Origin of the sequence: Roseococcus pinisoli, assembly GCF_018413645.1 — a bacterium.
GTDB lineage: Bacteria > Pseudomonadota > Alphaproteobacteria > Acetobacterales > Acetobacteraceae > Roseococcus > Roseococcus pinisoli.
In genome coordinates this window covers 844,476-870,133 of the sequence record NZ_JAHCDA010000001.1, presented here as the reverse complement: position 1 = coordinate 870,133, position 25,658 = coordinate 844,476, and the positions used below count along the sequence as shown (strand labels likewise).

The following is a 25,658-nucleotide window of genomic DNA, read 5'->3' as shown; positions in this document are numbered from 1 at the left end:
TCGACATGCGCTCAATGAAGGACCTGGGCGCCGCCCCGTCAAGTGTGGACTGTCAGGCCTCGCCGTCGGAACGGGCGGCCGGCACGGCGGACCGGCGGCGCCAGATCCGCCAGATCTGCACCAGGAACAGCACGCCCACCAGCAGCACCAGCCCCTTGCCGATCGGGTCGATCCAGGGCTCGAGCTGGTTGTAGCCCTCCTCCAGGATGTAGCCGAACATGGTCAGGGCTCCGACCCAGATGGCCGTGCCGAGCGTCGTCCAGGCATAGAAGGTCGAGCGCGGCATCTCGATGAGGCCGGCGGGGATCGAGATCACCGTGCGGATGCCCGGCATGATGCGGCCGAGGAAGACTGCCAGCGGCCCCCAGCGGCGCAGCGTCTCCTCCGCCTTGTCGAGGTCGGCGGCGTTCACGCCGATCCAGCGCCCGTACTTCGCGCAGAGGCGCTTGGTCCGCTCCGCGCCGAAGGCGCGCGCGACCTCGTACCAGAACATGTTGCCGACGATGGTGCCGAGGATGCCGGCCAGGATCACCAGCGACACCGACAGCTGCCCGCGCGCGGCGGCGAAGCCGGCGAAGGGCATGATCAGCTCGGAGGGGATGGGCGGGAACAGGTTCTCCAGGAACATCAGCCCGAAGATGCCGACGTAGCCGGCCGCCGTGATCCAGCTCGTGATTAGGTCCATCATGGCGTGGCCACCCGGTAGAAGCGCAGCGTCACCCGACGCCCGCGCGTGTAGTTCAGTCCATCCACGGAACCCATCTCCTCCAGGCGCAGCCCAAGCCGCGCGGCCTCGCGGCGGAAGTCTGCCTCGGCGCGGTCACCCACCGCCACCACCCTGCCGGCATCGGCCGTCAGAAAGATGGCGGCGTCCTCGCCGCGGCGCAGAAGCTGCAACCCCCCGCCCACATGGAACAGGGTGGAGGGCTCGGCATGGCCGGTGATGCCGAATTTCTCGGAAGGCAGGCCGGGCGCGGCGCGCGCCAGCAGGGCCTCGATCCGCGGCGCGATCCAGATCGCCTCGATGCGCGGGAAGGTGAGCTGCATCACGCTGACATAGATCGGCAGCGCAGCGACGACGGCGACGGCCGCCGCGCGGGCCCAATGGGCGCGCCCCATCTCGCGCCAGGTCAGCCAGATCAGCAGCAGGGCCGCGGGCAAAGCGAGCAGGGCGCCCAGGGGCTCGTGCCCCGTGACGAACCAGGGCAGCGCCACGGCCACGGCGGCGAGGCCGAGCGCCACGCCGGCCACCGCCAGCCGGGCGAGCCAGCGCAGCCAGCGCGGCGGCTCGGTGCGCAGCGGGTCGAGCGCCCAGGCGGCGCCGAGCATCATGAGGGCCGGATAGGTGGGCAGGGTGTAGTGCGGCAGCTTGGTCGCCACCGCCTCGAAGACCAGCCAGGTCGGCACGACCCAGGCGATGAGGAAGCGGATGGCCGGCTGGCCGCGCTCGGCCCAGCTCTGCCGCAGCGCGAGCAGGACCAGGAAGCCGGCCGGGAAGGCCGCGACCAGGAAGGTGAGCAGGTAGAAGCCGGGCGGGCCCCAGTGCTTCTCGTCGCCCGAGCCGACCTTGCCCAGCATGTCGCCGCCGATGGCCTGGGAGAAGAAGCGCCCCTCGGTCGCGATGCCGATCGCGATCATCCAGGGCAGCACGATCGCCAGCATCAGCGGCAGGCCCCAGGAGAGGCGCAGCGCGCCGAGCCAGGGGGCATGGAGCCAGGGGCCGCCCCGGCGGCGGTCGGTGATGGCCAGGGTGAGGCCGGTCAGCAGGGGCACCATAGGCGCGATCGGGCCTTTGAGCAGCACGCCGAGGCCGAGGATCACCCAGAAGGCGGCCGCCTGCCGCGCGCTGAAGCTGCCGGGGCGGAGATAGGCGAGGCCGAAGAGGCCCATCGCCGCCGTCACGCTGGCGAGCAGGGCGGCGTCGGTCTTGGCGATATGCGCCTCGACCATCAGCACCATGCAGCCGGCCAGCATGGCGGCGCCCAGCATCGCCGCCCGCCGACCCACGAGCCCGCGCCCGAACTGGAAGGTGGCGAGGACGGCGAGGATGGCGCCCAGCAGCGAGGGCAGGCGATAGGCCCAGATGTCGCTGCGGTCCGCGAGGCCGGTGGCCTCCAGCAGATGGACGCTGGCCGCCTGGGCCCAATGGATACCGACCGGCTTCTTGTTCCGCTCCTCCTCGCCGACGCGGATGTGGACGTAGTCGCCCGTCTCCACCATCTGGCGCGTGGCCTGGGCGAAGCGGCTCTCGTCGCGGTCGGTGGCCGGGATGGAAAAGAAGCCCGGCAGGAAGAGCGCGAGGCAGAGCAGGACGAGGACGAGCCGCGGCCAGCGCTGCGCGGCGCCGCTCATCTGGTCGAGACGGAGGTCCAGCCGCGTCGCGCTCATGCGGAGGGGCGGCGAGGGCTGAGAGGTCGCATGACGCCGCGCGTCTAGCATGCGGGGAGGCGCGCGGCCATAAAGCGGCCGATGAGCATTTCCCCCGCCCGCCGCGTGGCCGCCCTTCTGCTGGAATCCGTGCTGGAGCAGCACCGCGCCATGGAAGAGGCCCTCGACGCCATTCCGGGCGAGATCGAGGCGCGGGACAAGGCGGCCGGCCATCGCATCGCCGCCGCCGTGCTGCGCCGCATGGGCAGCCTGGACGCCGTGATGGAGCCCTGGCTGCGCCGCGAGCCGCCCAAGCCCGCCCAGCGGGCGCTGCGCATCGGCGCGGCGGAGCTGCTGCTGCTCGGCACCCCGCCGCATGCGGCCGTGGCCTCGGCGGTGTCCCTGGCGCCCCGGCCGCTGGCCGGGCTGGTGAATGCCGTGCTGCGCCGCGTCGCCGAGGCGGGGCCCGAGGCGCTGGAAGGGCTCGACCCCCGGCTCGATACGCCGAGCTGGCTCTGGACCTCCTGGCACGCCGCGCACGGGTCGGCCGTGCGGGCCATCGCCGCCGCGCACCGGACCGAGGCGCCGCTGGACCTCTCGCTCAAGCCGGGCGTGACGGCGCCCGAAGGTTCGGTGCTGCTGCCCACCGGCACCGCGCGCCTCCCGGCGGGGACGCGCATCACCGAACTGCCGGGCTTCGCGGAGGGGGATTTCTGGGCCCAGGACGCCGCGGCGGCCCTGCCCGCCCTCCTGTTGAACGTCCGCCCGGGCGAACGCGTGGCCGATCTCTGCGCCGCGCCGGGCGGCAAGACCGCCCAGCTCGCCGCGCTGGGCGCCGAGGTCGTCGCGGTGGAGCGGGATTCAGGCCGCATGGGCCGCCTGCGGGAGAACATGGCGCGGCTGAAGCTGGCGCCGCAGCTGGTCAATGCCGATGTGCTCAAGTGGCGGCCGGAAGGGCTCTTCGACGCCGTGCTGCTCGATGCGCCCTGCACGGCCACCGGCACCATCCGCCGCCACCCGGACCTGCCCTACCTCAAGCAGTCGAAGGACATCGCCAAGCTCGCCGGGCAGCAGCGCCAGCTCCTGGAAGCGGCGGCCAAGCTGCTGAAGCCGGGCGGAAGGCTGGTCTTCGCCACCTGCTCGCTGCAGGCCGAGGAGGGCGAGGGGCATCTGGACCACCTGCCCGAGGGGCTGCGGGTCGATCCCCTGCGCGAGGAGGAGCTCCCGGGCATCGGCGTGGCGCCGCGCGGCGTGCTCCGGACCCGGCCCGACATGTGGTCGGACCGGGGCGGGATGGACGGCTTCTTCGCCGTCCGGCTCGTGAAGGGCTGAACCCTCAGCGGTGCCAGCCGCCGCGATAACCGCCGCGATAGCCCCAGCCACCGCCATATCCCCAGCCCCCGCGGTAGCCGCCCCATCCGCCGCGATAGCCTCCCCAGCCCCAACCGCCATAGATGCCGATGCTGGGCGCGAAATAGGGGTAGGCATAGGGATACCCATAGGCCGCATAGGGATAGGCGTAAGGGTAATAGGGCGTGGCGTAGTAGGGCACCGCGGGCGGCACCGCCGGGGCGGTCTGCACCGTGTTGCCGAGGGCCGTCATGCACTGGGCATAGGTCACGTCGAAGCGGCCCTGCATCTCGTAGGTCGTGCCGGCCGCCGCATTGGCGCCGACCGCCGTGCCCGTGACCAGGCCGGCCCCCGCGCCGATCGCCGCGCCGGCGCCGGGATTGCCCGCCGCCGCGCCCACCAGCGCGCCGGCCGCGGCACCCACCGCCGTTCCGGCCACGGCACTGCCCACGGCCGCATTCGTCGCCGCGGCGGAGGGATTGGCGTAGCCGATGCTGGCCGCCGCGTTCATCTGGCACGTCTGATCCTCGCGCTGGAATTGCGCGAAATCCTTACCCTGTGGCGGCAGTGCGATGACGGTGGGGCCGGAGGGGGGCGTGGCCGCACATCCGACCAGTCCGAGGCCCGCGGCCCCCAGGAGAAGCAGTTTCTTCATGGCTGTCCTCGCAAGCCGATTCAGCACAGGCGCTAGGCTGGCATATAGACCGCCAAATGCGTGGCAGCAGAGATGGTTACAAAATTCCGGCGCGTGCCGCGGCCTCGCAGGCCGGGCACCCTTTCCCGCCCTGACCCGCAGTTTCGCAAGGCTGGTTTGCCGCCGTCATGGGTGGCCGCGCATTGACCATCCAGCGTCCCCCTGCCATCGGAAGCCCATGTCCGCCGATCCAACCCTCCGCACCGTTCGCGCCTGGCCCTTCGAGGAAGCCGCCAAGCTCGCCGACCGCCTGGCGGTCACGGGGAAAAAAGAGGCGCTGTTCGAGACGGGCTACGGCCCCTCGGGCCTGCCCCATATCGGCACCTTCGGCGAGGTCGCGCGCACCAGCTGGGTGCGCCATGCCTTCACGCAGCTGACGGGCATTCCCTCGCGCCTGCTCGCCTTCAGCGACGACATGGACGGGCTGCGCAAGGTCCCGGACAACGTGCCGAACAAGGAGCTGCTGGCCGCCAACCTCGGCAAGCCGCTGACCAAGATCCCCGATCCCTTCGGCACGCATCCGAGCTTCGGCCAGCACAACAATGCGCGCCTGCGCGCCTTCCTCGACGAGTTCGGCTTCGAATACGAATTCGCGAGCAGCACCGACTATTACGCCTCCGGCCGCTTCGACGAGGCGCTGCTGCGCATGCTGGCCCTGCATGAGGAGGTGCGGCAGGTGATCCTGCCCACGCTCGGCCCGGATCGCCGCGCGACCTATTCGCCCTTCCTGCCCATCCATCCGAAGACCGGCGTGGTCATGCAGGTGCCGGTGGAGGAGACCCGTCCCGAGGCGGGGACCATCGTCTGGCGCGACCCCGACACGGGCGAGCTCTTCGAGACCAAGGTGACGGGCGGCGCCTGCAAGGCGCAGTGGAAGGCCGACTGGGCGATGCGCTGGCACGCGCTGGGCGTCGACTACGAGATGTCGGGCAAGGACCTGATCGACAGCGTCAAGCTCTCCTCGAAGATCTGCAAGGTGCTGGGCAGCGAGCCGCCGGTCTCCTTCACCTATGAGCTGTTCAACGACGCCCAGGGCCAGAAGATCAGCAAGAGCAAGGGCAATGGGCTCACCATCGAGCAGTGGCTGGAATACGGCTCGCCCGAGAGCCTGGCCTGGTTCATGTTCGCCTCGCCCGGCAGCGCCAAGCGGCTGCACAAGGAAGTCATCCCCCGCGCGGTGGACGACTGGCTGGCGGGCCTCGGCAAGCTGCGCGAGAATCCGGACCCGGCCAGCCCGGCCTGGCACATCCATCGCGGCCACGCGCCCAACTTCGCGCCCCCGCCGGTCTCCTATGCGACGCTGCTGAACCTCGCCGGCATCGCGAATACGGACGATCCCACGCGGCTCTGGGCCTATCTGCAGAAGTACCATCCGGAGCTGAAGCCGGAGAACGAGCCGGTGCTGGACCGCCTGGTCCGCAATGCCTGCGCCTATTGGCGCGATTTCATCGCGCCGGCGCGGAAGTTCCGCGACGCGACGCCGGACGAGGCCGCGGCCATGCGCCGCCTCGTCGAGATCCTGCGCGAGCGCGCGCCGGAATTCGAGGCCCTGCCCCCCGGCCCGCAGCGTGAGGGCGCCCTGCAGGAGGCCGTCTACGACGCCGGCCGCGAGTTCCCGGCCTTCCAGACGCCGGCCAAGGATGGCGGGCGCCCCGGCGTCGGCCGCGCCTGGTTCAGCGCGCTCTACGAGGTCCTGCTGGGCAAGTCCGAGGGGCCGCGCTTCGGCGGCACCATCGCCGTCATGGGCGTGGTGGAGGCCTGCGCCCTGATCGAGAATGCCCTGGAACGGGAGAGCGCCACGGCGTGAAAGCGCTGCTGCCGCTCCTCCGCCGCCATGGGGCGACGGTCTTCGGCCTGATCCTCCTGGTTGCTGCCATCTGGGTCGTGCAGCGGGAGTTCCGCAATCTTTCCATCGCGGATGTGACGCGCGCGATGAGCGAGATCCCGCCCTTCGCCCTCTGGCTGGGGGCGGGGCTGACGGTCGCGGCCTATCTGGTGCTGGCCGCCTACGACTGGTTGGGGGCACGCTACGCCGGAAGGCCGTCTGGCTGGGGGCGGGCGCTGGTCGCCTCCTTCTGCGGCTATGCGCTGGCGCATAATCTGGGCTTCGCGGCCGTTTCCGGCGCCGCCGTGCGCTACCGGCTCTATTCGGCCTGGGGCTACACGCCGCTCGAGATCGGCAAGGTCATCGGCTTCACCTCGCTGACCTTCGGCCTGGGCGGCATGGCGCTGGGCGGCTGCGTGCTCATCCTGGAGCCGGAGGTGCTGCCTTGGCTTGGCCAGGTGCTGCCGCACTGGATCCTGCAGCTGCTGGCCATCCCGCTCTTCGGCGTCGTGCTGGCCTATATCCTGCTGAGCCGCTTCCGCCGCACCGTGACGATCCGCGGCCATGTCGTCGAGCTGCCCAGCACCGGCATGGCGATCGCGCAGAGCCTGCTCGCCACCGTCGACGTCGCGGTGACGGCGGCGATCTTCTACGTGCTGCTGCCGGACGTGGAGGGGCTGACCTTCATCCGCTTCGTCGGCATCTACCTCGCCTCCTATGCGGCGGGCATCGTGGCGAGCGTGCCGGGCGGCCTCGGCGTCTTCGACGCGGCCATCGTCATCGGCCTCGCCCCCTATATGGGCGCGGCCGAGGTGGTGGGCGCGCTGCTGGTCTTCCGGCTCTACTACTACATCGTGCCCCTCTTCATTTCGGGCCTGCTCTTCGCGGGGTTCGAGTTGAGCCAGCGCGGCGGCCGGCTGGCGCGCTTCAACGCGCTGGGCTCGGGCGCCATGCCGCTAGAGGTGCCGGCGATGGCGGGCCTCGTGGCGCTGGGCGGCGCGCTGCTGATCTTCCTCGGCTCGCTCCCGGTCGACGATATCGACCAATGGGTGGGCTACGAGACGGCCATCGCCTCGCAATTCGCCGGCTCCATCCTGGGTTCGCTGCTGATGGCCATGGCCTTCGGCCTCGCTCGGCGGCTGACGCTGGCCTGGGGCGCGGCGTTGTTCCTCCTGGCCTCCGGCGCGCTCTTCGCCTGGCTGCGCAGCGAGGAATGGTGGACCTGGGGCGCCTTCCTCATGGTCGCGGCCGCGCTGGCCACGATGCGCCCCGCCTTCTACCGCAACAGCCGCCTCTGGGCCGAGCCGCTCTCGCAGGAGATGCTGCTGCCGCTGGCGGCCGTCGCCATCAGCGGCATGGCGCTGGCCCTCTTCGTCAATGCGAGCCGCCTGCAGGACGCCTATTGGTGGGAGGTGGTGCTGGCCGCCGGCGCGCCGATCCAGCTGCGCTTCGCCGTCGGCAGCACGGTGCTGCTGCTGCTGGTGGGGCTGATCCGGCTGCTGCGGCCCGCCCGCATCCGCCCGGCCCCCTATGACGACGCCCAGCGCGCCGCGCTGGAGAAGCTGGGTGGCACGCTGCCGCCCAAGGCCGACGGCGTGCTCTGGGGCGAAGGCGGCCGCGCCGGCTTCGCCTTCTCCAAGGCGGGTCAGATCTGGATCGGCTATGGCGACCCCGCGGGCGATGCCCGGGACGCCATCTCGGCCATCTGGCGTTTCCGCGACCTGTGCGAGCGCAACGGCGCGCGGGCGGCCTTCGTCAGCGTCGGCCCGGCCTATCTGCGGGTCTATGCCGATACCGGGCTGCAGGCCCTGCCCGACCCCAAGGCGCCCGGCCGCTTCGTCGCCTGCCATGCCGAGCGCGACATGACAGTTCTGATGGATTATTGCGGGGCCGCCTGCGGGGCTTGAAGCCCCACGAAGGCATTCGATATCCCCCGACACGGCCGCACGAACCGGTGCGGCCAGGAAGCGGTCTCCGGGAAATCTTCATTCCATATCCCGGTGCCCGGCGGCGCCGGCCGCCGAGGTGACTGCGCATGACCACATCCACGACGACGCTCGATGCCGCGCCTGCGCGGCGTGGGGTGCATCCTGCGCTGGTGCTGCTGGCCCTCGCCATGGGCGGCTTTTCCATCGGCACCACCGAATTCGCGGCGATGAGCCTCGTGCCCTATTTCTCCCGCGGCCTGGGCATCGACGAGCCGACGGCGGGCCATGTCATCAGCATCTACGCGCTGGGGGTCGTGGTCGGCGCGCCGGTGATCGCGGTGCTGGGCGCCCGGCTCGCGCGCCGGACGCTGCTGATCGGCCTCATGGTGGTCTTCGCGGTGGCGAACGGGCTTTCCGCCCTCTCGCCCGACTATCACTGGATGCTGTTCTTCCGCTTCCTCAGCGGCCTGCCGCACGGCGCCTTCTTCGGCGTCGGCGCGCTGATGGCCGCCTCGATGGTGCCGCGCGAGCGGCGGGCCCAGGCGGTCTCGCGCATGATGCTGGGGCTGACGCTCGCGACCGTGGTCGGCGTGCCGCTGGCCAATGGCATCGGCCAGGTGGTGGGCTGGCGCTGGGGCTTCGGGCTGGTGGCCGTCCTCGCCACCGGGACGGCGCTGATGATCGCCCGCTTCGCGCCCGACGAGCCCGGCGACCCGACGAACAGCCCGCTGCGCGAGCTCGGCGCGCTGCGGCGACCGCAGGTCTGGCTGGCGCTGGGCACCGGCGCCATCGGCTTCGGCGGCCTCTTCGCGGTCTATACCTACCTCGCGACCACGCTGGTCGAGGTGACGGGCGTCTCGCCCGCTCTGGTGCCGCTGGTCCTGGGCGTGATGGGGGTGGGGCTCACCTTGGGGAACCTCGTCTGCGCCTGGGCGGCGGACCGCGCCCTGATGCCGGCGGCGGCCATCACCCTTGCCTTCTCGGCGGCCATGCTCGCCCTCTACCCCTGGGCGGCGCAGAACCTCTGGACGCTGCTGCCGGTGGTGCTGCTGATCGGCATGGGCGGCGGCCTCGCCTCCATCCTGCAGTCGCGGCTCATGGACGTGGCGGGCGACGCGCAGACGCTGGCGGCCGCCCTCAACCACTCGGCCTTCAACATGGCCAATGCGCTGGGCCCCTGGCTCGGCGGGCTGGCCATCGCGGCGGGCCATGGCTGGACCTCGACGGGCTGGGTCGGCGTCGCGCTCGCGCTGGGCGGCCTTGCGATCTGGATGGTGTCCTGGCGGCTCGACCGGCGCTAGCCTCGCGCCGCAAAGGGATGGGACGCGCATGAGGATCATCGGCCTGGCAGGATGGAGCGGCGCGGGAAAGACCACCCTGGTCCGGCGCCTGATCCCGGTGCTGCGGGCGCGCGGCCTCTCCGTCTCGACCGTGAAGCACGCCCATCACGATTTCGACGTGGACCAGCCCGGCAAGGACAGCTTCGAGCATCGCCAGGCCGGTGCCGCGCAGGTGCTGGTCTCCTCCGCCAAGCGCTGGGCGCTGATGACCGAGCATCGCGGCGCGCCGGAGCCGGCGCTTGCCGCCCTGCTGGCCCGGCTGGACCCGGTCGACCTCGTCATCGTCGAGGGCTTCAAGCGCGAGGAGGTGCCGAAGATCGAGATCCACCGCGCCGCCAACGGCAAGCCCTTCCTCTACCCGGAGGACCCGCTGATCCGCGCCCTCGCCACCGATGCCGTGCCGCCCGAGGGGGCGCCGCCCGCCATGCCGCTGGACGAGGTGGAGGCGATCGCCGATGCCGCGCTACGTCACGCGGCGAAGTTCTGATTTATTGAGGATCGACGCCGGGCGGATTCGCCAGGGGCGGAGTGCAAGGGAAGAAACATGTCCGAACACGTATTGATCGAGCGCGACGGCACCGTCCTCACCATTCGCCTCAACCGGCCCGACAAGAAGAACGCCCTGACCCGCGAGATGTACAACGCGATGGGCGAGGCGCTGAGCCAGGCCGCGGGCGATGACGGCGTGCATGCGGTGATTCTCGCCGGCGGGCAGGACTTCACGGCCGGCAACGACCTCAAGGACTTCGCCTCGGTCGGCGACCGCCCCGCCGGCGAGCCCGGCTCGGCCTTCAATTTCCTGGAGAACATCGTCGCCTTCCCCAAGCCCGTGATCGCGGCCGTGCGCGGCTATGCCGTCGGCATCGGCACGACCATGCTGCTGCATTGCGACGTCGTGGTCGCCAGCGAGACGGCGCGGCTGCAGATGCCCTTCACGCGGCTCGGGCTGGTGCCGGAGGCCGGCTCCTCCCTGCTGCTGGCCGGGCGCGTGGGGGTGGCGAAGGCCAATTGGTGGCTGCTCTCGGGCGCGCAGATCTCGGGGGCCGAGGCGGCGGCGAGCGGCCTCGCCTCCCGCGCCGTGCCCGACAACGAGGTGGACCCGGCGGCGCTCGAGATGGCCAAGACCCTCGCCGCGCTGCCGCCCGGCGCCATGGCGGAGACGAAGCGCCTGGTCCGCGCACCGCAGGCGGCCGCCTTGGCCGAGGTGATGGCGGCCGAGCGCGTGGCCTTCGGCGAACGGCTGCGCACCGAGGAAGCGCAGGCGATCTTCGCCAGCTTCCTGAAGAAATAGGGCGCGGTGGCCGCCCTCCACCGGGGATGGTAGGCAGGGCGATGCCGCATTCCGCCAAGACGCCCAAAGACCAGAATTTCGAGATTTTCCTGGCCGCCCTGCCGGGCCTGGAGGCCGCGCTGCATACCGAGGTGCGCGGCAAGGGCTTCAAGCTCGCCAAGCCCGTTCCCGGCGGCGTCACGATCCGGGGCGGCTGGCCGGAAGTCTGGCGCGCCAATCTGTGGATCCGCGGCGCCGGGCGGGTCCTGGCGCGCCTCGATGGCTTCAAGGTGCAGCACCTCGCCCAGCTCGACGCCCGCGCGCGCCACGTGCCCTGGGCCAGCGTCCTGCGCCGCGACGTGCCCTTCCGCGTCGAGGCCACCTGCGCGTCCTCGCGCATCTACCACTCGGGCGCGGCCGAGGAGCGGATCGTGAAGTCGATCCAGGAGGCCGTCGGCGCGCCGCATGACGACGAAGCCGAGCTCACCGTCCGGGTTCGGATCGAGCAGGATTTCTGCACCATCAGCCTCGATACCTCGGGCGAGCTGCTGCACAAGCGCGGCTACAAGGAGGCCGTGAATCGCGCGCCGATGCGCGAGACCATGGCGGCGCTCTTCCTGCAGCAATGCGGCTATGACGGCAGCGAGCCCGTGTTCGACCCGATGTGCGGCTCCGGCACCTTCGTCATCGAGGCCGCGGAGATCGCGAGCCGGCTCAACCCCGGCCGCTTCCGCCACTTCGCCTTCGAGCAGCTCGCGACCTTCGACCCGGAAGCCTGGCAGGACATGCGCGAGGTGAAGAGCCGCCGCGTCCCCGCCGCCCGCTTCTACGGCAGCGACCGCGACGCGGGTGCGATCGAGATGAGCGTCGCGAATGCCGAGCGCGCGGGCGTCGCCGATTGCACCGAGTTCCGGCAGGCCACGATCAGCGAGATCACGGCGCCCGAAGGGCCGCCCGGCCTCGTGATCGTCAATCCGCCCTATGGCACGCGGATCGGCGACAAGCAGAAGCTGTCGGCGCTGTACAACGCCCTCGGGCAGACGCTGGCGAGCCGTTTCAAGGGCTGGCGCGTCGGCCTGATCGCCAGCGACTCCTCGCTGGCGCATGCCACCCGCCTGCCCTTCCTGCCGACCGAGGCACCCATCCCGCACGGTGGGCTGCGGGTGACGCTCTACCGGACGGCGCCGCTGGCCTAGGGCGTCAGGGTACGAGTACGACGCGCCCGGCCGAGCGCCGCTCCCGCACCTCCGCCATCGCTTCGCGGAAGTTCTCGAGCGGATAGCTCGCATGCACCTCGGGCCGCAGCTTGCCCTCGGCCCACCAGCCCATGAGCTGGTCCCACAACGCGCGCGTGCGCGCGGCGTAGCGCTCGCGGTTGTCGCCGGGGGACCAGCCGATATAGGTGCCCCAGTTCAGCCCCGCGACGGTGATGTTCTTCAGCAGGAGGATATTGGCCGGCACGGTCGGAATCCCGCCGCCGGCATAGCCCACCGTCACCAGCGTGCCGCCATCGCCCAGGCAGCGCAGCGAATCGTCGAAGATGTCGCCGCCCAGCGTGTCCAGCACGCAGCTCACGCCCGCGCCGCCGGTGATCTCGCGTACCTGGTCGCGGAAGGGGGCGGCGCTGTCCAGCACCGCATCCGCGCCGCGCGCCTGGAGCATCGCATGCTTGGCCGCGCCCGCACGGGCGATGACTTTGCCGCCCAGCGCCTTCACGATCTCGACGCCCGCGAGGCCGACGCCGCCCGCCGCGCCATGCACCAGCACCCAGTCGCCCGCCTGCACGCGGCCGCGCCACATCAGCGCGGAGCCGGCGGTGGGATAGCTGATCGGGAAGGCGACGGCCGGCGCCAGCGGCAGCCCGTCCGGGATCGGCGTGACGTGGATGGCATCCGCCACCGCCTCCTCCGCGAAGCCGCCCCAGTCGAGCGCGGCGAAGACGCGCGTGCCCTTGGGCAGCGGGCCTTCCAGCACCGTGCCGGCGACCTCGGTGCCGGGCACGAAGGGCAGCGGCGGCTTGCGCTGGTACTTGCCCGCGACGACGAGCTGCACGGCAAAGGAGACGCCCACCGCCTCCACCTTGATCCGCACGGCGCCGGGCCGCATCGGCGGCGGCGGGATGTCCTTGATCTCGAGCTCGTCGAAGCTCCGCCAGGATTCGCAGACCAGTGCGCGCATCATTCCCCCTTGATCTCGGCATCACGAACGAGCCGCCCGAAACGCTCGTACTCGCTTGCGGAGAAGCGGGCAAAATCGGCCGGCGCGCTGGCGATCGGCTCGGCGCTCATGGAGGCGAAGCGCGCGCGGGCATCCTCGCGCTGGCAGACCTTCGCGACCGCCTGCTGCATGCGCGCGGCCATGGCGGGCGGCAGGTTCTTCGGCCCCCACATGGCGTACCAGGTGGTCATCTCGTAGCCGGGGACGCCGGACTCGGCGATGGTCGGCAGTTCCGGATGACTCGGCAGGCGCTGCGTCGTCGTCACCGCGACGGCGCGCAGCCGCCCCGAGCGCACATGCTCGGCCGAGGAGGCCAGGCTGTCGAACATGACCTGGACCGTGCCGGCCAGCAGGTCCTGCAAGGCGGGGCCGGAGCCGCGATAGGGGATGTGGGTGATGTCCGTCCGCGTCATCAGCTTGAAGAGCTCGCCCGCCAGATGCGGCGCGCCGCCGATGGAGGAGGAGGCGTAGGAGATCCGCCCCGGCTGCGCCCGCGCCAGCGAGATGAGGTCCTGCACGGAACGCACCGGTACCGCCTCGTTCACGACGAGGATGAGCGGCACCTTCACGATCTCGGTGATGGGCGTGAAGTCGGTCAGCGCGTTGAAGGGCAGGCCCGGCATCAGATGCGGCGTGATGACATGGGCCGAGGCGTTGACCAGCAGGGTCGCGCCGTCCGGCGCGGCGCGGGAGGCCTCGCCCGCGCCGATGGAGCCGCCGGCGCCGGCCCGGTTGTCCACCACGAAGGGCGAGCCGAGTTCCGCCTGGAGGCCGGCGGCCGTGACGCGGCCCACGATGTCGGTCGGGCCACCCGGCGGATAGGGGACGATCACGCGCACCGGGCGGCCGGGCGCGTCCTGCGCCTGGGCGATGGCCGGTGCGGCGAGGGCGGCGCCCAGAAGGGCGCGGCGGGTGGCGGTCATGGACGTTCCTTTGTTGGTTGCGCTGAGGATAGCGCAGCCCGCGGGCACGGCCATGCCGCGTTTGCTCACATGGAGAAGGAGTCGAAGAACTGGCAGTAGCCGGGCGGGCGGCGCACACTTTCGAAAAGGACCTTGGGCGGGTGGCGCATCCGCGCCTCGGCCTCGGCCATGTGGTTCTTGACGGTGATGCGCAGGCTCGTGGCCTTGGAGAGCTTGGCATGCAGCGCGTCATAGGCCTTGCCGGAGCTGGCGATGTAGCCCTTCAGGCCGGGCTTCCAGCTGCCCACGAGGATGCAGCCATCCGTGTCCTCCGGCTTATTGCCGATATGGATGAGGATGCCCGAGAAGTTCTGCACGTCGTGCAGCCGCGGGATCAGCCGGCTGCGCCCTTGCTTGGCATAGCGGTCCGACAGGCGCGGGCTCTCCTCCAGGGTCAGGCGGTAGCTGCCGGGCGGAATCGCGGTCTTGCCGTGGATCTTCTTGGACCTCTCGAGGTCCTCCAGCGTGTGGCACTGGAACTCGCCGTCGATCTCCAGCGTCCCGATCGTGGCTTCGCCGGCGATGACCTGGCGGGTCAGCAGCAGATCCATGGCTATCCTCTCCGATGCTTCGGATTAAAGTGCCAAATCATGTAATTGATGTCCACGCCCGGAGGTCTCTTCGCTCCGGCGAGCTTTTCCGTGATGATGCCTCCCAACAGGAGGATGCGATGCCGAAGCCCTACAAGGGTCTCTTCGTTCTCGATGCCGCGCAGGGCATCGCCGGCCCCTATTGCGGGATGCTGCTGGCGCAGTGCGGGGCCGATGTCGTGAAGCTCGAGCCGCCCAAGGGCGACTGGTCGCGCGGGCTCAGCACGCGCGCGGAGAGCCACAGCGTGATGCACACCGCCTTCAACCGCGGCAAGCGCGCCATAGTGCTCGACCTCACCGATGAGACCGACCGCGCGAGGACCGCGAAGCTGGCCGCGAAGGCCGATGTCCTGATCGAGGCCTTCCGCCCCGGCGTGGCGCAGCGCATCGGCCTCGGGCCCGAGAATGCCAAGCCCGACGCCGTCTGCATCTCCGTCTCTGGCTTCGGCCAGTCGGGCCCCTATAGCGAGCGCCCCTGCACCGACAGCGTGGCCCAGGCCTTCTGCGGCGTGGTCGCGATCAACCCGGGCATGGACGCGCTGCCGCATCGTGTCGGCACGCAGATCGTGGACGTCTTCACCGGCCTTTCCGCCTTCGCCGCCTGCCAGGCCGCGCTGGCCGAGCAGGCGCATGACCGCGCGACCGGCGCGCCGCCGAAGCGCCGGCACCTCGACATCTCGCTGATGCAGGGCGCGGCCTCCATGCTGGTGCTGCCCATCGCGGAATCCGGCCTGCTCGGCCGCATGCCCGACGAGGTGAACACGCCCGCCGGCGCCTATCCGGCGAAGGACGGCGTCTCGGTGATGTTCGCCCTGGTGCGCGAACCCGAATGGGTGACGCTCTGCGAGGTGCTGGGCCGGCCGGAGCTGACGCAGGATCCGCGTTTCAAGGACTTCCCGACGCGCTTCGCCAACAAGCCCGCGCTGGTCGCGATCCTGCGGGAGATCTTCCTGACGAAGACCGCCGCCGAATGGCTTGCGCTCCTGCAGGCCGCGCGCCTGCTCTGCGACCGCGTGAACACGCCGCTGGAATACCTGGCGGAGCAGCACGTCCAGGCCACCCGCGCGGCGCCGATCCTGGATCAGCCCGGCCTTGGGCCTATGCCTTTCCCGGCCATCCCCGGCCTCGGTGCCTGGGAGCCGGCCGCGCCGGCGCTCGGGCAGGATACCGAGGCGGTGCTGGCCGAATTCGGAGTCTGAGCCATGCCGCATGACGCCCAGGGCAACCGCGCCAGCTTCGCCTCGGACGAGGCGGCGCAGGCCTTCGACCATACCATCGAGGGCTTCCTGAAGTACCGCGCCGACACGCCGCTGCGCCTCAAGGCCGCGCTGAAGCTGGATGGCGAGGCGCCGCTGCTGCACGCCATGAAGGCCGCCTTCGCCATGCTCGCCTACAAGTCGGCGCATGTGCCGGCGGCGAAGGCCGCGCTGGAACAGGCCCGCGCCCTGGGCGGCAATGAGCGCGAGCAGCGCCATATTGCCGCGCTGGACGCCTGGGCCGAGGGCGGGCAGGACCGCGCGATCGCGATCTGGGCGGAGCTGCTGGCCGAATATCCGCGCGACATCCTCGCCTTCCGTCTGCACCACTTCGCCTCCTTCTGGATGGGCAAGGCGCCGGAGATGATGGCGACCGTCGAGCAGGCGCTGCCGCATTGGGACGGCGGCATGCCGGGCTACGGCTCCATGCTCGCCTGCCGGGCCTTCGCGCATGAGGAATGCGGGAGCCTGGTGATCGCCGAAGCCGCGGGGCGCGAGGCCATCCGCCGCGATCCGGCCGATCTCTGGGCCGCGCATGCGGTGGCCCATGTGCTGGAGATGCAGGGGCGCCGGGCCGAGGGCATCGGCTGGATCACCGGCCTCTCGCAGAACTTCGCGGGCGGCAACAACCTGCTGCACCACCTCTCCTGGCACCAGGCCATGTTCCACATGGAGCGCGGCGAGTTCGACGAGGTGCTGCGCCTCTACGACACGGGCTTCCGCGACCTGGACAGCCCCATCACCCAGATGCAGCCCGACCTCTACATCGACTGCCAGAACGCGGCCTCCATGCTCTTCCGGCTGCAGCGCCAGGGCGTCGATGTGGGCGAGCGCTGGCTGGAGCTCGCGGACAAGGCCGAGGGCCGCATCGGCGACTGCCTCTCCGCCTTCACCCTGCCGCACTGGATGATGGCGCTGACGGCCGATGGCCGCCTCGATGCCGCAGGAAAGATGCTGGAGGCGCTGCGCGACTATGCCCGCGCCAATACGGGCGAGAATGCCCGCATCGTGCGCGACGCGGCCCTGCCCTGCTGCGAGGCGCTGCTGTTGCGCGCGCGCGGCCAGCATGCGGCGGCCGTGCAGGTGATGCGCCCGGCCATCGGCGGCCTCTACGAGCTCGGCGGCAGCCATGCCCAGCAGGACGTGCTGGAGCAGCTCTTCCTCGACTGCGCGATGGAGGCCGGCATGGAAGCCGATGCGCGGTTGCTGTTGGAGCGCGTGACCGGCCGCTGGCCGACGCCGCCCGAACGCCGCGTCGGCTATGCAAGGGAGGCGCAGGCCCTGCGCTAGGCCTGCCCTCAGCACGGTTGAGATTTTCGCTTTCCAGGAGGTAGGCTCGACACATGGAAACGCCCAATCTCGCGCCCTTCCCGGCGCAGCACGACCTCGGCGGCAATCCGCGCTTCCGCTGCACGCCCGTCGAGATCGAGGACGACGCGCCGCCTGACGATTTCGGCAAGCGGGTGGACGCGCTGCGCGCCGTGCTGCGCGACAAGGGGCTGATCACCACCGACGAGCAGCGCTTCAACATCGAGAGCCTGCCCGAGGCCGAGTATTTCGACCTCACCTACTACGAGAAATGGCTGCGTGCCGTCGCCGCCGTGATGATCGCCAAGGGCGTCGTCACCTGGGAGGAGCTGCAGTGAGCACCGGCGCCGGGCAGGTCTCCGCGGCGCGCTTCGCCGCGGGCCAGAGTGTGCGCGTGAAGGATGCCAAGCCCGAGCGCGTGGCGCGCATGCATCTTCGCACGCCGCATTACGCGCGCGGCAGGATCGGCCGCATCGTGCGCGCGCTCGGCACCTTCCCGAACCCCGAGGACATCGCCTTCAACCGCCCCGCCGAGCCACGCGTGCTCTACCACGTGCTGTTCGACCAGCCGCCGGTCTGGGGCGACGGCGAGGCGGGGGACACGCTGCTCATCGAACTCTTCGAGCATTGGCTGGAGGAAGCATAATGGCGAACCAACCGCCCCGCGCCGAAAGCCTGGCGCTGCTCGCGAAGCTGGAGGCGGCGCTCAAGCGGCGCGGCATCGTCAGCGACGAGGAGATCGAGCTCAAGCGCGCCTCGGCCGACCGCGCCAATCCGATGACCGGCGCGCGCATGGTGGCCCGCGCCTGGATCGATCCCGAATGGCGCGCCCTGCTGCTGCGCGACGGCACGGCGGCGGCCGAGGCCATGGGCATCTCCATGCGCGGCAACCCGCCGCTGGGTGTGCTCGAGGACACGGCGGGCGTGCACCACCTCGTGGTCTGCACGCTGTGCAGCTGCTACCCGCGCGCCATCATCGGCTACCCGCCGCACTGGTACAAATCCGCCGCCTATCGCAGCCGCGCCGTGCGCGAGCCGCGCGCGGTGCTCGCGGAATTCGGAACGGTGCTGCCCGCGGGCATGCAGGTCCGCGTCGTGGACAGCACGGCCGACTTCCGCTGGATGGTGCTGCCGCAGCGGCCCGCCGGCACGGAGGGCTGGACCGAGGACCAGCTGACCGCGCTGGTCACGCGCGACGACATGGTGGGCGTCACCCTGCCGCGCGTCGGCCGCCGGGAATCCCGCGCCGCGTGAGCCGCAGGGCTGCCGTGCCGGTCGGAGGCTTTTCGCAACGATTCCACCGTGCGACGACCTGACCGGGGGGTATAAGGTCATGAAGTCTCATCGCGGGGCCGGGGCGTAGCATGTCCCAATCGGCAAGGGCCGAGCCCGACGGCCTGCCACAACCGCGCAGGGCCTATGCGTCGATCTGCCTCGCGGCAGGCATCGCCATCTCGGTGCTCGATTCCAGCATGGTGAACATCGCGCTGCCCTCGGTCGCGCGCACCCTCGATCTTACGCCGGCCGAGTCCGTCTGGGTGGTGAACGCCTTCCAGATCACCGTCGTGGGAATGCTGATCCCCTTCTCCTCGCTGGGCGAGATCCTGGGGTTCAAGCGGGTCTGGAGCGCCGGCCTCGCGCTCTTCCTGCTTGGCGCCCTGGGCTCGGCGCTGGCACCCAATTTCGACGTGCTGCTGGTGACGCGCGTGGTGCAGGGCTTCGGCGCGGCGGCGGTGATGAGCCTGCTGTCGGGGCTGATCCGCCACACCAACCCGACCTCGCATCTCGGCCGCGCGATCGGCAACAATGCGATGACCGTCGCGATCTGTTCCGCCGCCGGGCCCTCCATCGGCGCGGCGGTGCTCGCCGTGGCGCCCTGGCCTTTCGTCTTCGCGGTGCATCTGCCGATCGGCATCGCGGTGCTGGCCTTCGGGGTGCGGCACCTGCCGGATGTGCCGCCGCAGCGTCGGCCCTTCGACTTCGCCTCGGCGGCGCTGAACCTCGCCGCCTTCGGCTTCGTCTTCCTGGGCCTCGACCTGCTGCTGCACCGCCCCGGGGGCGGCGTCATCCTGCTGGCGGCGGGCGCGGCCTGCGGCACGGCGCTGGTCTGGCGCGAGCTGTCGCGCTCGACGCCGCTGCTGCCGCTCGACCTGCTGCGCGTGCGGTCGATCCGCCTCGCGGTCATCGCCTCCACCTGCATGTTCGCGGTGAACAGCCTGGTCGCGATCAACATGCCCTTCCACCTCTCGGCGGCGGGATTCACGCCGCTGCAGATCGGGCTGATCATCACCCCCTATCCGATCGCGATCGGCCTGCTCGCGCCCATTGCGGGCCGGCTGTCGGACCGGCTGCCTTCGGCGATCCCCTGCGCGGTGGGCGGCGTGACCCTGGCCATCGCCGTGGCGGCGCTGGCCTTCTTGCCGGCCGACCGTCCGGAGCTGATCTGCCCCGCGCTGCTGCTGGCCGGCATCGGCTTCGGCTTCTTCCAGGCGCCGAACAACCGCACGATCATCGGCAACGCGCCGCGCGCGCGGGCCGGCGGCGCGGGCGGGCTGCAGGCCACGGCGCGGGTGCTGGGCCAGGCCTTCGGCGCGACCACCTCGGCCGCCTGCTTCACGCTGGCGGGGCCCTGGCTGGCCTTCCTCTGCGGCATGATGTTCGCCGTGATCGCCGCCGTGGTGAGCCTGTCCCGCCGCTAGGCGCGCTCCCGGCCCCACCCTTGGGGCATGACCGCAGCGCGGCCAAGGCATTGGCCTTCCCGCGCGCGGCACGTTAAACGGGCCTGTTTCTAACTCGAAGGGATCCTGCACATGCGGGTCGGCGTGATCGGCGCCACGGGCGCGGTCGGTAAGGAATTGGTGGAAGTGCTCGCGAAGCGGCGCTTTCCGGTGACGGAGCTCAAGCTCTTCGCCTCGACGCGTAGTGCCGGCACGAAACAGAAAACGCCCTTCGGCGAGATTACCATCGAGGCTTACAGCCTCGAGGCCGCGCGCCATCTGGATCTCGCTTTGCTCGCCGTCTCGGGCGATTTCTCGAAGGCGCATGCGCGCGCCCTGGCCGCCGAGGGCGTGGCCGTGGTCGACAATTCCTCGGCCTTCCGCCTGGAGGCCGACGTGCCGCTGGTGGTGCCGGAGGTGAATGCGGACGCGATCGGCGACCATCGCCTCATCGCCAACCCGAACTGCACGACGGCGATCCTCGTGGTCGCGCTCGAGCCGCTGCGCCAGGCCTTCGGCGTCAAGCGCGTCATCGTCTCGACCTACCAGGCCGCGAGCGGCGCGGGGGCCGAGGGCATGGCGGAGCTGGAGCGCGAGACGCGGCGTGTCCTCGTCGAGGGCCAGCCGGCCCAGAACGAGGTCTTCGCGCATCCGCTGGCCTTCAACGTCATCCCGCAGATCGATAGCTTCCAGCCGAACGGCTACACGCGGGAAGAGATGAAGGTCGCCTGGGAGAGCCGGAAGATCATGGGCATGCCCGATCTCCCCGTCTCCTGCACGGCGGTCCGCATCCCGACCTACCGCGTGCATGGCGAGGCCGTGACCATCGAGACCGAGCGCCCCGTGACGGCGGAGGCCGCACGCGCGGTCCTCGCCAAAGCGGCCGGCGTGCGCGTGGTCGACGACACGGCGAAGCAGCAGTACCCGATGCCGATCACGGCCACGGGCCAGGACGACGTCGAGGCCGGCCGTATCCGCGAGAACCCCGTCTTTGGGGATCGCGGGCTCGACTTCTTCCTCTGCGGCGACCAGCTGCTGAAGGGCGCTGCCCTGAACGCGGTGCAGATCGCCGAGAAGATGAAGGTTGGCGTGCCGGCCTGACACGGGAGGGCTCTACCCTCTTCTCCTCTCCCGCCAGGGCTTTTTGCCCTGGACCCCGGGACAGGTCTGCCGTGGCGAGGCATGCTCCTTCCTTCAAGAGGAGCATGCGCCATGGAAGTGCGTTGGGAACGTCATACCGGCCCGGAGCTGAAGGCCCTGGCCGAAAGGGGTGCGCTGCCCGTGCTGCCGATCGGCAGCCTCGAGCAGCACGGCCCGCATCTCCCCGTCTGGACCGACAGCTTCATCGCCCATGCGATGAGCGTGGCCGCGGCGGAGCTCGCCACCGACATCCCCGCCATCGTGCTGCCGCCGCTCTGGACGGGGCTTTCCGAGCATCACCTGCCCTTCGGCGGCACCATCACGCTCGACCACGCGACGCTGCATGCGGTGCTGCGCTGCGTCGTCCGTAGCCTGCAGGCGCAGGGCTTCTCCCGCCTGCTGATCGTGAACGGCCATGGCGGCAATATCGACCCGCTGGCGGTTTCCGTGCGCGAGCTGGCGCATGAATTCGGCATGCCCGTCGTCACCACCACCTGGCCCAGCGTGGCGCCGGCCGAGATCGCGGCCACGCTCACCACGCAGCCCGGCGTCATGCATGCCTGCGAGGGCGAGACGGCGGTGTGGCTCGCGCTGGACGAGGAGCAGGTGCGCAAGGACCGGATCGAGGAGGCCGCGGGCGGCAATGCCGGCACGCAGGTGCGCCCCGGCTATTCGCGCTTCTACAGCTTCGCCGAGCGCGCGCCACGCACCGGCGTGAAGGGCGATCCGCGCGCCGCGACGGCGGAGAAGGGCCGGGCCATCATCGACGCGGTGGCGAAGAACCTTGCCGCCGCGATGAAGGATCCTGTGCTCTGGACCAGGCCGGAGCAGGTCTGGAAGGTCTGAGCGACGCCTGCCGCGTCAGAGGGTGGGCGTCTTGGCGCGACGCTGCGCCAGGGCGTTCATCACGCTGTCGTCGAAGCCCATATGCCCCTTCACGAGCTCGGGCGGGGTCAGCGCCAGCCATTGGTTGAGCGACACATCCGCGTAGTAGCTGCTCTTGAAGACCTCGAGGAAGCGCAGCGGCGTGTCGCCGGTGTTCTGGATGTAGTGGCTCATGGCGAAGGGAATGAAGCCCACGTCGCCGGCCGAGAAGTCGAAGGTCCGCGCCTGGCCGTGGGCGGCGAAGACGCCGGAGGGGGCCTGGCCCTCAATGTAGTACTGCCACTCGGCCGCGGGATTCAAACCCCTGGCCGAGCCGGCCGTGTTCGGCGCGGAGGGCGATGGCGGTTTTGCAATGGCGGTGCCATCCACGGGCCGGCGGGCCCGAGGCGCTGCCTCAGGCCAGGGTGAGACCGAGTCGCTCCAGCAGCGCGGCCCGCTGCACGGGCTTGCTGAGATAGTCGTCCATGCCGGCGGCACGGCACTGCGCCTCGAAGACCGGGCCCACGGCGGCGGTCAGCCCGATGATGCGCGTCCGCCGGTTCGGGTTGCTGGTCGCGCGGATCTGCCGCGTGGCCTCCAGCCCGTCCATGACCGGCATCTGCAGGTCCATCAGGATGACGTCATAGACCTGCCCATGCGCCATGGTGACGGCGATCGACCCGTCCGGCGCCACGTCCACCTGGCAATTGGCGCGGCCGAGGATGGTCTTCATGACGAGCTGGTTGGTGGCATTGTCCTCCACCAGCAGGACCTTCCGCCGCGGCCCCGTCTCGACCGGTGCGGCGGCGACCGGCACGGGCGCGGGCGTGGGCGGCGCGACGACGGAAAGCAGCCCCTCGCGCAGCCGGGCCGGCAGGATGGGCTTCAGCAGCATGCCGTCCACCAGCCCCGGTTCCGGCTGCTCGCGGCCCAGCGGCGCGCCCGAGAAGCAGAGCAGGATCGGCGCGCGCGGCACGTCGGGCAGCTCGCGAATCTGCCGGGCGACGTCGATTCCCCGCATCTGGCCGAGCTGGCGGTCCAGTATGATTACCCGCACCGGGCGGCCGGCGGCGGCGCTCTTCTGCAGGAGGGCAAGCGCCGTCGGGCCATCGGCCGCCGGCAGCGCCTCTGCCCCCATGCCCGCGAGCTGACGGGCCAGGATCTCGCGGCGCAGGGTGAAATCGTCGACCACCAGCACGCGCAGCCCGGCCAGCGCCTCGGCCAGCGGCACGTCCGTCGGGCCGGGCACCTGGCCGAGCTGGGCGGTGAAGGTGAAGCGGCTGCCGCCGCCGCGCGGCCGTGAGGGATCGCGCTGGCCGGCCTCCAGCCCGCCGCCCATCTCCTCAGCGAGGCGGACGCAGATGGCGAGGCCGAGGCCGGTGCCGCCGTATTTCCGGCGGATCGAGGCATCGGCCTGGGTGAAGCGCTCGAAGAGATGGGGAATCTGCGCGGGATCGAGGCCGATGCCCGTGTCCATCACGTCGCAGCGCATGCGCCAGCCCTGCCGCGGGCCGAGGCTCTCGGCCGAGAGATCGAGGCGGATCCAGCCGCTGTCGGTGAACTTCACGGCATTGCCGATGAGGTTGAACAGAACCTGCCGGAAGCGCCCGGGATCCCCCACCACGAGGCGCGGCAGCTCGGGCGGCATGGACACCACCAGCTCTACGCCCTTGCTGGCCGCGCGCGGCGCGAAGAGCTCGACGATGGTGCCGATCTCCTTCTCCAGGTCGAAGGGCACGCGCTCGAGCTCGACGGCGCCGGCCTCCAGCTTGGAGAAGTCGAGGATGTCGTTCAGCACCATCAGCAGGTGCTCGGCCGAGTTCTGGATGGTCTCGGCATAGCGGCGCTGCAGCGTGTCGAGCCGGGTGTCGAGCAGCAGGCCGGTCATCCCGATCACGCCGTTCATCGGCGTGCGGATCTCGTGGCTCATGCTCGCGAGGAAGTCTTCCTTCGCGCGGGAGCCGGCACGTGCCGCGGCTTCCGAGAGGGCGAGCTGCGTGCCCTGCGCCCGCAGCCGGTGCGCCTGGCGCACCATCAGCCAGAGCGCCAGCAGGATGAAGAGCCCCGCGCCGCCCACGCCCAGCCCCAGCAGCAGGCCAAGCGACTGGTTGCCCGCCAGCGCGTCGCGACGGCTGCGCGCCACCTCGACCACGAAGAAGCCCTGCCGGGTGACCGAGAAGCTGGCCATCACCGGCACGTCGTCCTGGTCGGTGCCGATGAAGGAGCCGGTCTCGCGCCGGGGCAGGAAGTTGCGGAAGGGCCAGGCGCCGGGATGGATCTGCCCGATGCCTTCCCGCCCGCCATCCGAGCGGGCCAGCAGCGCGCCGTTGAAGGAATGCAGCCGGATGGAAACGCCGAAGGCCTCGGCATAGCGGCGGGAGATGGTGACCAGGTATTCCGGGTTCAGCAGCGCGATCACCGCGCCGTCGAACTCGCCCCGGCCGTTGCGGACGGCGCGGGCCAGCGGGATGGACCAGAGGCCGGTCTCGGCGATCGGCCGGGCATGGGGGGAGGCGATGAAGCGCCCGCTCTCCGGCGTGCCCAGCCGCAGCTGCTGCCCGCCGAAGCGCAGCACGCGGAACCACTCCCGGTCTCCGAGGCCGAGGCCGACCAGCCCCTCGGCGGTGGATTCCAGCACCGTGCCATTGGCGTCGGTGCGCACGATGCCGCGCAGCTGCGAGATGTCGCGCAGGATATGCGAGCGCTGGCCCGAGAAGCCGTCATGGTCGCCTTCCAGCGGGCGATCGGCGAGGTCGAGGAGGACGAGGTCCACCGTCTGCATGGCGCGGGTGAGCTGGTCGGCCAGCGCCTCCGACACGGATTGCGTGAGGCGCTCGGCCGCCGCGATGGCCTCCGCGCGGCCGCGATACATGACGGTGCCATAGACGGCGAGCAGGCACAGGATGACGAGCCCGGCCACAACCGCGTAAAGACGGCTTGGCCGTGGGGCGGCCCGGGCCGGCTCCGGCTCGTTCGTTCTCGGAGCGAAGGAGCGCCGGATGCTGTCGCGGATCGCTTTCAAGCGCATGGCTTTTGCCGTTATCGCAGGGCTCCTCCCAATTTGCGAGGCATGGGCCGAAAATTCTCTCCCGCCGCGCCTGGAGGCGATCCGCGCGCGGGGAGAACTCAAGGTCTGCGTCTGGCCCGACTACTTCGCGATTTCCTACCGCAACTCCCGCAACAGTGAGTTCGAGGGGATCGACATCGACCTGGCGCGGGCGCTCTCCAGCCGGCTTTCGGTGCGGCTGGGCTTCGTCGAGACCAACTTCATCTCCTTCATGGACCGGATCGAGGCCGGCGACTGCGACATCGCCATGATGGCCGTGGGCATCACCCCGGCGCGGGCCCGGCGCGTGGCCTTCAGCCGCCCCTACCTCGCCAGCCCCGTCTATGCGGTGACCACCCAGGCCAATACGCGGATCCGCGGCTGGACGGATATCGACTCGCCCGGGACGGTGGTGGCGGTCGCCGCCGGCACCATCCAGGAAGCGCTGATGGGCCGCAGCCTGCGCCGGGCCGACATGCTGGTCGTGGCCCCGCCGCGCACGCGCGAGGCGGAGATCCAGTCCGGCCGGGCCGACGTCTTCATGAGCGACTTCGCCTATACGCGCCGCATGCTGTTCATGCATGACTGGGCGAGGGTGATCGAGCCGCCGGACCGCTTCGGGGAGACGCTCTTCGCCTGGGCGGTGCCGCTGCACGACCCGGCCTGGCTCGCCGAGGTGAACGGTTTCCTCAGCGCCGTCCGGGCGGATGGCACCCTGACGCGGGCCGCGGCGCGGCACGGCCTCACGCCCATCCTGATCCGCTGAGGGCTGATCAGGGACAGG

The 25,658-nt window shown here is 70.9% G+C and carries 24 protein-coding genes; 16 read left to right on the top strand and 8 right to left on the bottom strand.

Annotated elements, in window-relative coordinates; genetic code table 11:
* Positions 1 to 52: 52 nt before the first annotated feature.
* Positions 53 to 688: a DedA family protein gene (locus tag KHU32_RS04150; RefSeq protein WP_213668756.1), complete on the bottom strand. Its 636-nt coding sequence runs from the start codon at positions 686 to 688 to the stop codon at positions 53 to 55.
* Complete coding sequence (locus KHU32_RS04145) at positions 685 to 2,388, bottom strand: ArnT family glycosyltransferase (RefSeq protein WP_249680542.1); 1,704 nt, start codon at positions 2,386 to 2,388, stop codon at positions 685 to 687. Before KHU32_RS04145 ends, KHU32_RS04150 begins: the two co-directional genes overlap by 4 nt.
* Before the next feature lie 81 nt (positions 2,389 to 2,469).
* Between KHU32_RS04145 and KHU32_RS04140 the strand changes: the two genes are divergently transcribed.
* Entirely contained in the window at positions 2,470 to 3,699 is a 1,230-nt protein-coding gene (locus KHU32_RS04140) for an RsmB/NOP family class I SAM-dependent RNA methyltransferase (RefSeq protein ID WP_213668754.1), read from the top strand.
* A 4-nt stretch (positions 3,700 to 3,703) separates the two neighbouring features.
* Here the strand turns inward: KHU32_RS04140 and KHU32_RS04135 are convergent, their stop codons facing one another.
* The gene (locus KHU32_RS04135; protein ID WP_213668753.1) at positions 3,704 to 4,372 is read right to left on the bottom strand and encodes a glycine zipper family protein; all 669 of its coding nucleotides are present in this window, start codon (positions 4,370 to 4,372) and stop codon (positions 3,704 to 3,706) included.
* A 217-nt stretch (positions 4,373 to 4,589) separates the two neighbouring features.
* On the opposite strand from KHU32_RS04135, the gene KHU32_RS04130 reads away from it, so the two are divergent.
* The 6 genes from KHU32_RS04130 to KHU32_RS04105 all read left to right on the top strand — a co-directional run bounded on the left by KHU32_RS04130 (position 4,590) and on the right by KHU32_RS04105 (position 11,970).
* On the top strand, positions 4,590 to 6,218 hold the full coding sequence (locus KHU32_RS04130) for a lysine--tRNA ligase (RefSeq protein WP_213668752.1): 1,629 nt from the start codon (positions 4,590 to 4,592) through the stop codon (positions 6,216 to 6,218).
* Positions 6,215 to 8,143 (top strand): lysylphosphatidylglycerol synthase domain-containing protein, encoded by a 1,929-nt coding sequence (locus tag KHU32_RS04125; protein ID WP_213668751.1) that lies wholly within the window; start codon positions 6,215 to 6,217, stop codon positions 8,141 to 8,143. The genes KHU32_RS04130 and KHU32_RS04125 overlap by 4 nt, the downstream gene beginning before the upstream one ends.
* A gap of 128 nt (positions 8,144 to 8,271) precedes the next feature.
* Positions 8,272 to 9,465 carry an MFS transporter gene (locus KHU32_RS04120; RefSeq protein WP_213668750.1) on the top strand — a complete coding sequence of 398 codons (1,194 nt, stop codon included), beginning with the start codon at positions 8,272 to 8,274 and terminating at the stop codon, positions 9,463 to 9,465.
* Positions 9,466 to 9,493: 28 nt separating this feature from the next.
* Entirely contained in the window at positions 9,494 to 9,991 is a 498-nt protein-coding gene (gene mobB / locus KHU32_RS04115) for a molybdopterin-guanine dinucleotide biosynthesis protein B (protein ID WP_213668749.1), read from the top strand.
* A 57-nt stretch (positions 9,992 to 10,048) separates the two neighbouring features.
* Positions 10,049 to 10,795, top strand: a complete 747-nt coding sequence (locus KHU32_RS04110; RefSeq protein ID WP_213668748.1) for an enoyl-CoA hydratase-related protein — start codon at positions 10,049 to 10,051, stop codon at positions 10,793 to 10,795.
* A 41-nt stretch (positions 10,796 to 10,836) separates the two neighbouring features.
* Positions 10,837 to 11,970 carry a THUMP domain-containing class I SAM-dependent RNA methyltransferase gene (locus KHU32_RS04105; RefSeq protein WP_213668747.1) on the top strand — a complete coding sequence of 378 codons (1,134 nt, stop codon included), beginning with the start codon at positions 10,837 to 10,839 and terminating at the stop codon, positions 11,968 to 11,970.
* A gap of 4 nt (positions 11,971 to 11,974) precedes the next feature.
* On the opposite strand, the gene KHU32_RS04100 is transcribed toward KHU32_RS04105, so the two are convergent.
* The 3 genes from KHU32_RS04100 to KHU32_RS04090 form a co-directional block, all read right to left on the bottom strand.
* Positions 11,975 to 12,955: an NADPH:quinone oxidoreductase family protein gene (locus KHU32_RS04100; RefSeq protein ID WP_213668746.1), complete on the bottom strand. Its 981-nt coding sequence runs from the start codon at positions 12,953 to 12,955 to the stop codon at positions 11,975 to 11,977.
* A complete protein-coding gene (locus tag KHU32_RS04095) occupies positions 12,952 to 13,914 on the bottom strand; it encodes a tripartite tricarboxylate transporter substrate binding protein (protein ID WP_213668745.1) in 963 nt (320 codons plus the stop codon). The genes KHU32_RS04100 and KHU32_RS04095 overlap by 4 nt, the downstream gene beginning before the upstream one ends.
* 65 nt (positions 13,915 to 13,979) lie before the next feature.
* Entirely contained in the window at positions 13,980 to 14,504 is a 525-nt protein-coding gene (locus tag KHU32_RS04090) for a DUF5675 family protein (protein WP_213668744.1), read from the bottom strand.
* Between the two features lie 119 nt (positions 14,505 to 14,623).
* On the opposite strand from KHU32_RS04090, the gene KHU32_RS04085 reads away from it, so the two are divergent.
* The 8 genes from KHU32_RS04085 to KHU32_RS04050 all read left to right on the top strand — a co-directional run bounded on the left by KHU32_RS04085 (position 14,624) and on the right by KHU32_RS04050 (position 21,810).
* Entirely contained in the window at positions 14,624 to 15,742 is a 1,119-nt protein-coding gene (locus KHU32_RS04085) for a CaiB/BaiF CoA transferase family protein (RefSeq protein ID WP_213668743.1), read from the top strand.
* A gap of 3 nt (positions 15,743 to 15,745) precedes the next feature.
* Positions 15,746 to 17,089, top strand: coding sequence for a tetratricopeptide repeat protein (locus tag KHU32_RS04080; protein ID WP_213668742.1), 1,344 nt, complete (start codon positions 15,746 to 15,748; stop codon positions 17,087 to 17,089).
* 53 nt (positions 17,090 to 17,142) lie between these two features.
* Complete coding sequence (locus tag KHU32_RS23400; protein WP_213668741.1) at positions 17,143 to 17,445, top strand: SH3-like domain-containing protein; 303 nt, start codon at positions 17,143 to 17,145, stop codon at positions 17,443 to 17,445.
* On the top strand, positions 17,442 to 17,753 hold the full coding sequence (locus tag KHU32_RS23395; RefSeq protein ID WP_347265503.1) for an SH3-like domain-containing protein: 312 nt from the start codon (positions 17,442 to 17,444) through the stop codon (positions 17,751 to 17,753). The genes KHU32_RS23400 and KHU32_RS23395 overlap by 4 nt, the downstream gene beginning before the upstream one ends.
* Positions 17,753 to 18,361 carry a nitrile hydratase subunit alpha gene (locus KHU32_RS04065; RefSeq protein WP_213668739.1) on the top strand — a complete coding sequence of 203 codons (609 nt, stop codon included), beginning with the start codon at positions 17,753 to 17,755 and terminating at the stop codon, positions 18,359 to 18,361. The genes KHU32_RS23395 and KHU32_RS04065 overlap by 1 nt, the downstream gene beginning before the upstream one ends.
* Positions 18,362 to 18,471: 110 nt before the next feature.
* Complete coding sequence (locus tag KHU32_RS04060) at positions 18,472 to 19,806, top strand: MFS transporter (RefSeq protein ID WP_213668738.1); 1,335 nt, start codon at positions 18,472 to 18,474, stop codon at positions 19,804 to 19,806.
* Positions 19,807 to 19,917: 111 nt separating this feature from the next.
* On the top strand, positions 19,918 to 20,925 hold the full coding sequence (locus KHU32_RS04055) for an aspartate-semialdehyde dehydrogenase (protein WP_213668737.1): 1,008 nt from the start codon (positions 19,918 to 19,920) through the stop codon (positions 20,923 to 20,925).
* Between the two features lie 111 nt (positions 20,926 to 21,036).
* Positions 21,037 to 21,810, top strand: coding sequence for a creatininase family protein (locus tag KHU32_RS04050; protein WP_213668736.1), 774 nt, complete (start codon positions 21,037 to 21,039; stop codon positions 21,808 to 21,810).
* Between the two features lie 15 nt (positions 21,811 to 21,825).
* Here the strand turns inward: KHU32_RS04050 and KHU32_RS22995 are convergent, their stop codons facing one another.
* Together KHU32_RS22995 and KHU32_RS04040 are read right to left on the bottom strand one after the other, a co-directional pair.
* Complete coding sequence (locus tag KHU32_RS22995; protein WP_283771006.1) at positions 21,826 to 22,149, bottom strand: cupin domain-containing protein; 324 nt, start codon at positions 22,147 to 22,149, stop codon at positions 21,826 to 21,828.
* A 94-nt stretch (positions 22,150 to 22,243) separates the two neighbouring features.
* The gene (locus KHU32_RS04040; protein ID WP_213668734.1) at positions 22,244 to 24,856 is read right to left on the bottom strand and encodes a hybrid sensor histidine kinase/response regulator; all 2,613 of its coding nucleotides are present in this window, start codon (positions 24,854 to 24,856) and stop codon (positions 22,244 to 22,246) included.
* Between KHU32_RS04040 and KHU32_RS04035 the strand changes: the two genes are divergently transcribed.
* The gene (locus KHU32_RS04035; protein ID WP_213668733.1) at positions 24,855 to 25,640 is read left to right on the top strand and encodes a substrate-binding periplasmic protein; all 786 of its coding nucleotides are present in this window, start codon (positions 24,855 to 24,857) and stop codon (positions 25,638 to 25,640) included. The two genes, KHU32_RS04040 and KHU32_RS04035, sit on opposite strands and share 2 nt — an antisense overlap.
* The last annotated feature ends 18 nt before the right edge of the window (positions 25,641 to 25,658 follow it).

What these genes read in the sequence shown, in the direction of transcription:
- KHU32_RS04150 (WP_213668756.1), bottom strand. Translation starts at nt 688, where the DNA reads ATGATGGACCTAATCACGAGCTGGATCACGGCGGCCGGCTACGTCGGC.
- KHU32_RS04145 (WP_249680542.1), bottom strand. Translation starts at nt 2,388, where the DNA reads ATGAGCGCGACGCGGCTGGACCTCCGTCTCGACCAGATGAGCGGCGCC.
- KHU32_RS04140 (WP_213668754.1), top strand. Translation starts at nt 2,470, where the DNA reads ATGAGCATTTCCCCCGCCCGCCGCGTGGCCGCCCTTCTGCTGGAATCC.
- KHU32_RS04135 (WP_213668753.1), bottom strand. Translation starts at nt 4,372, where the DNA reads ATGAAGAAACTGCTTCTCCTGGGGGCCGCGGGCCTCGGACTGGTCGGA.
- KHU32_RS04130 (WP_213668752.1), top strand. Translation starts at nt 4,590, where the DNA reads ATGTCCGCCGATCCAACCCTCCGCACCGTTCGCGCCTGGCCCTTCGAG.
- KHU32_RS04120 (WP_213668750.1), top strand. Translation starts at nt 8,272, where the DNA reads ATGACCACATCCACGACGACGCTCGATGCCGCGCCTGCGCGGCGTGGG.
- mobB (WP_213668749.1), top strand. Translation starts at nt 9,494, where the DNA reads ATGAGGATCATCGGCCTGGCAGGATGGAGCGGCGCGGGAAAGACCACC.
- KHU32_RS04110 (WP_213668748.1), top strand. Translation starts at nt 10,049, where the DNA reads ATGTCCGAACACGTATTGATCGAGCGCGACGGCACCGTCCTCACCATT.
- KHU32_RS04105 (WP_213668747.1), top strand. Translation starts at nt 10,837, where the DNA reads ATGCCGCATTCCGCCAAGACGCCCAAAGACCAGAATTTCGAGATTTTC.
- KHU32_RS04100 (WP_213668746.1), bottom strand. Translation starts at nt 12,955, where the DNA reads ATGATGCGCGCACTGGTCTGCGAATCCTGGCGGAGCTTCGACGAGCTC.
- KHU32_RS04095 (WP_213668745.1), bottom strand. Translation starts at nt 13,914, where the DNA reads ATGACCGCCACCCGCCGCGCCCTTCTGGGCGCCGCCCTCGCCGCACCG.
- KHU32_RS04090 (WP_213668744.1), bottom strand. Translation starts at nt 14,504, where the DNA reads ATGGATCTGCTGCTGACCCGCCAGGTCATCGCCGGCGAAGCCACGATC.
- KHU32_RS04085 (WP_213668743.1), top strand. Translation starts at nt 14,624, where the DNA reads ATGCCGAAGCCCTACAAGGGTCTCTTCGTTCTCGATGCCGCGCAGGGC.
- KHU32_RS04080 (WP_213668742.1), top strand. Translation starts at nt 15,746, where the DNA reads ATGCCGCATGACGCCCAGGGCAACCGCGCCAGCTTCGCCTCGGACGAG.
- KHU32_RS23400 (WP_213668741.1), top strand. Translation starts at nt 17,143, where the DNA reads ATGGAAACGCCCAATCTCGCGCCCTTCCCGGCGCAGCACGACCTCGGC.
- KHU32_RS04065 (WP_213668739.1), top strand. Translation starts at nt 17,753, where the DNA reads ATGGCGAACCAACCGCCCCGCGCCGAAAGCCTGGCGCTGCTCGCGAAG.
- KHU32_RS04060 (WP_213668738.1), top strand. Translation starts at nt 18,472, where the DNA reads ATGTCCCAATCGGCAAGGGCCGAGCCCGACGGCCTGCCACAACCGCGC.
- KHU32_RS04055 (WP_213668737.1), top strand. Translation starts at nt 19,918, where the DNA reads ATGCGGGTCGGCGTGATCGGCGCCACGGGCGCGGTCGGTAAGGAATTG.
- KHU32_RS04050 (WP_213668736.1), top strand. Translation starts at nt 21,037, where the DNA reads ATGGAAGTGCGTTGGGAACGTCATACCGGCCCGGAGCTGAAGGCCCTG.
- KHU32_RS04035 (WP_213668733.1), top strand. Translation starts at nt 24,855, where the DNA reads ATGGCTTTTGCCGTTATCGCAGGGCTCCTCCCAATTTGCGAGGCATGG.
- KHU32_RS04040 (WP_213668734.1), bottom strand. Translation starts at nt 24,856, where the DNA reads ATGCGCTTGAAAGCGATCCGCGACAGCATCCGGCGCTCCTTCGCTCCG.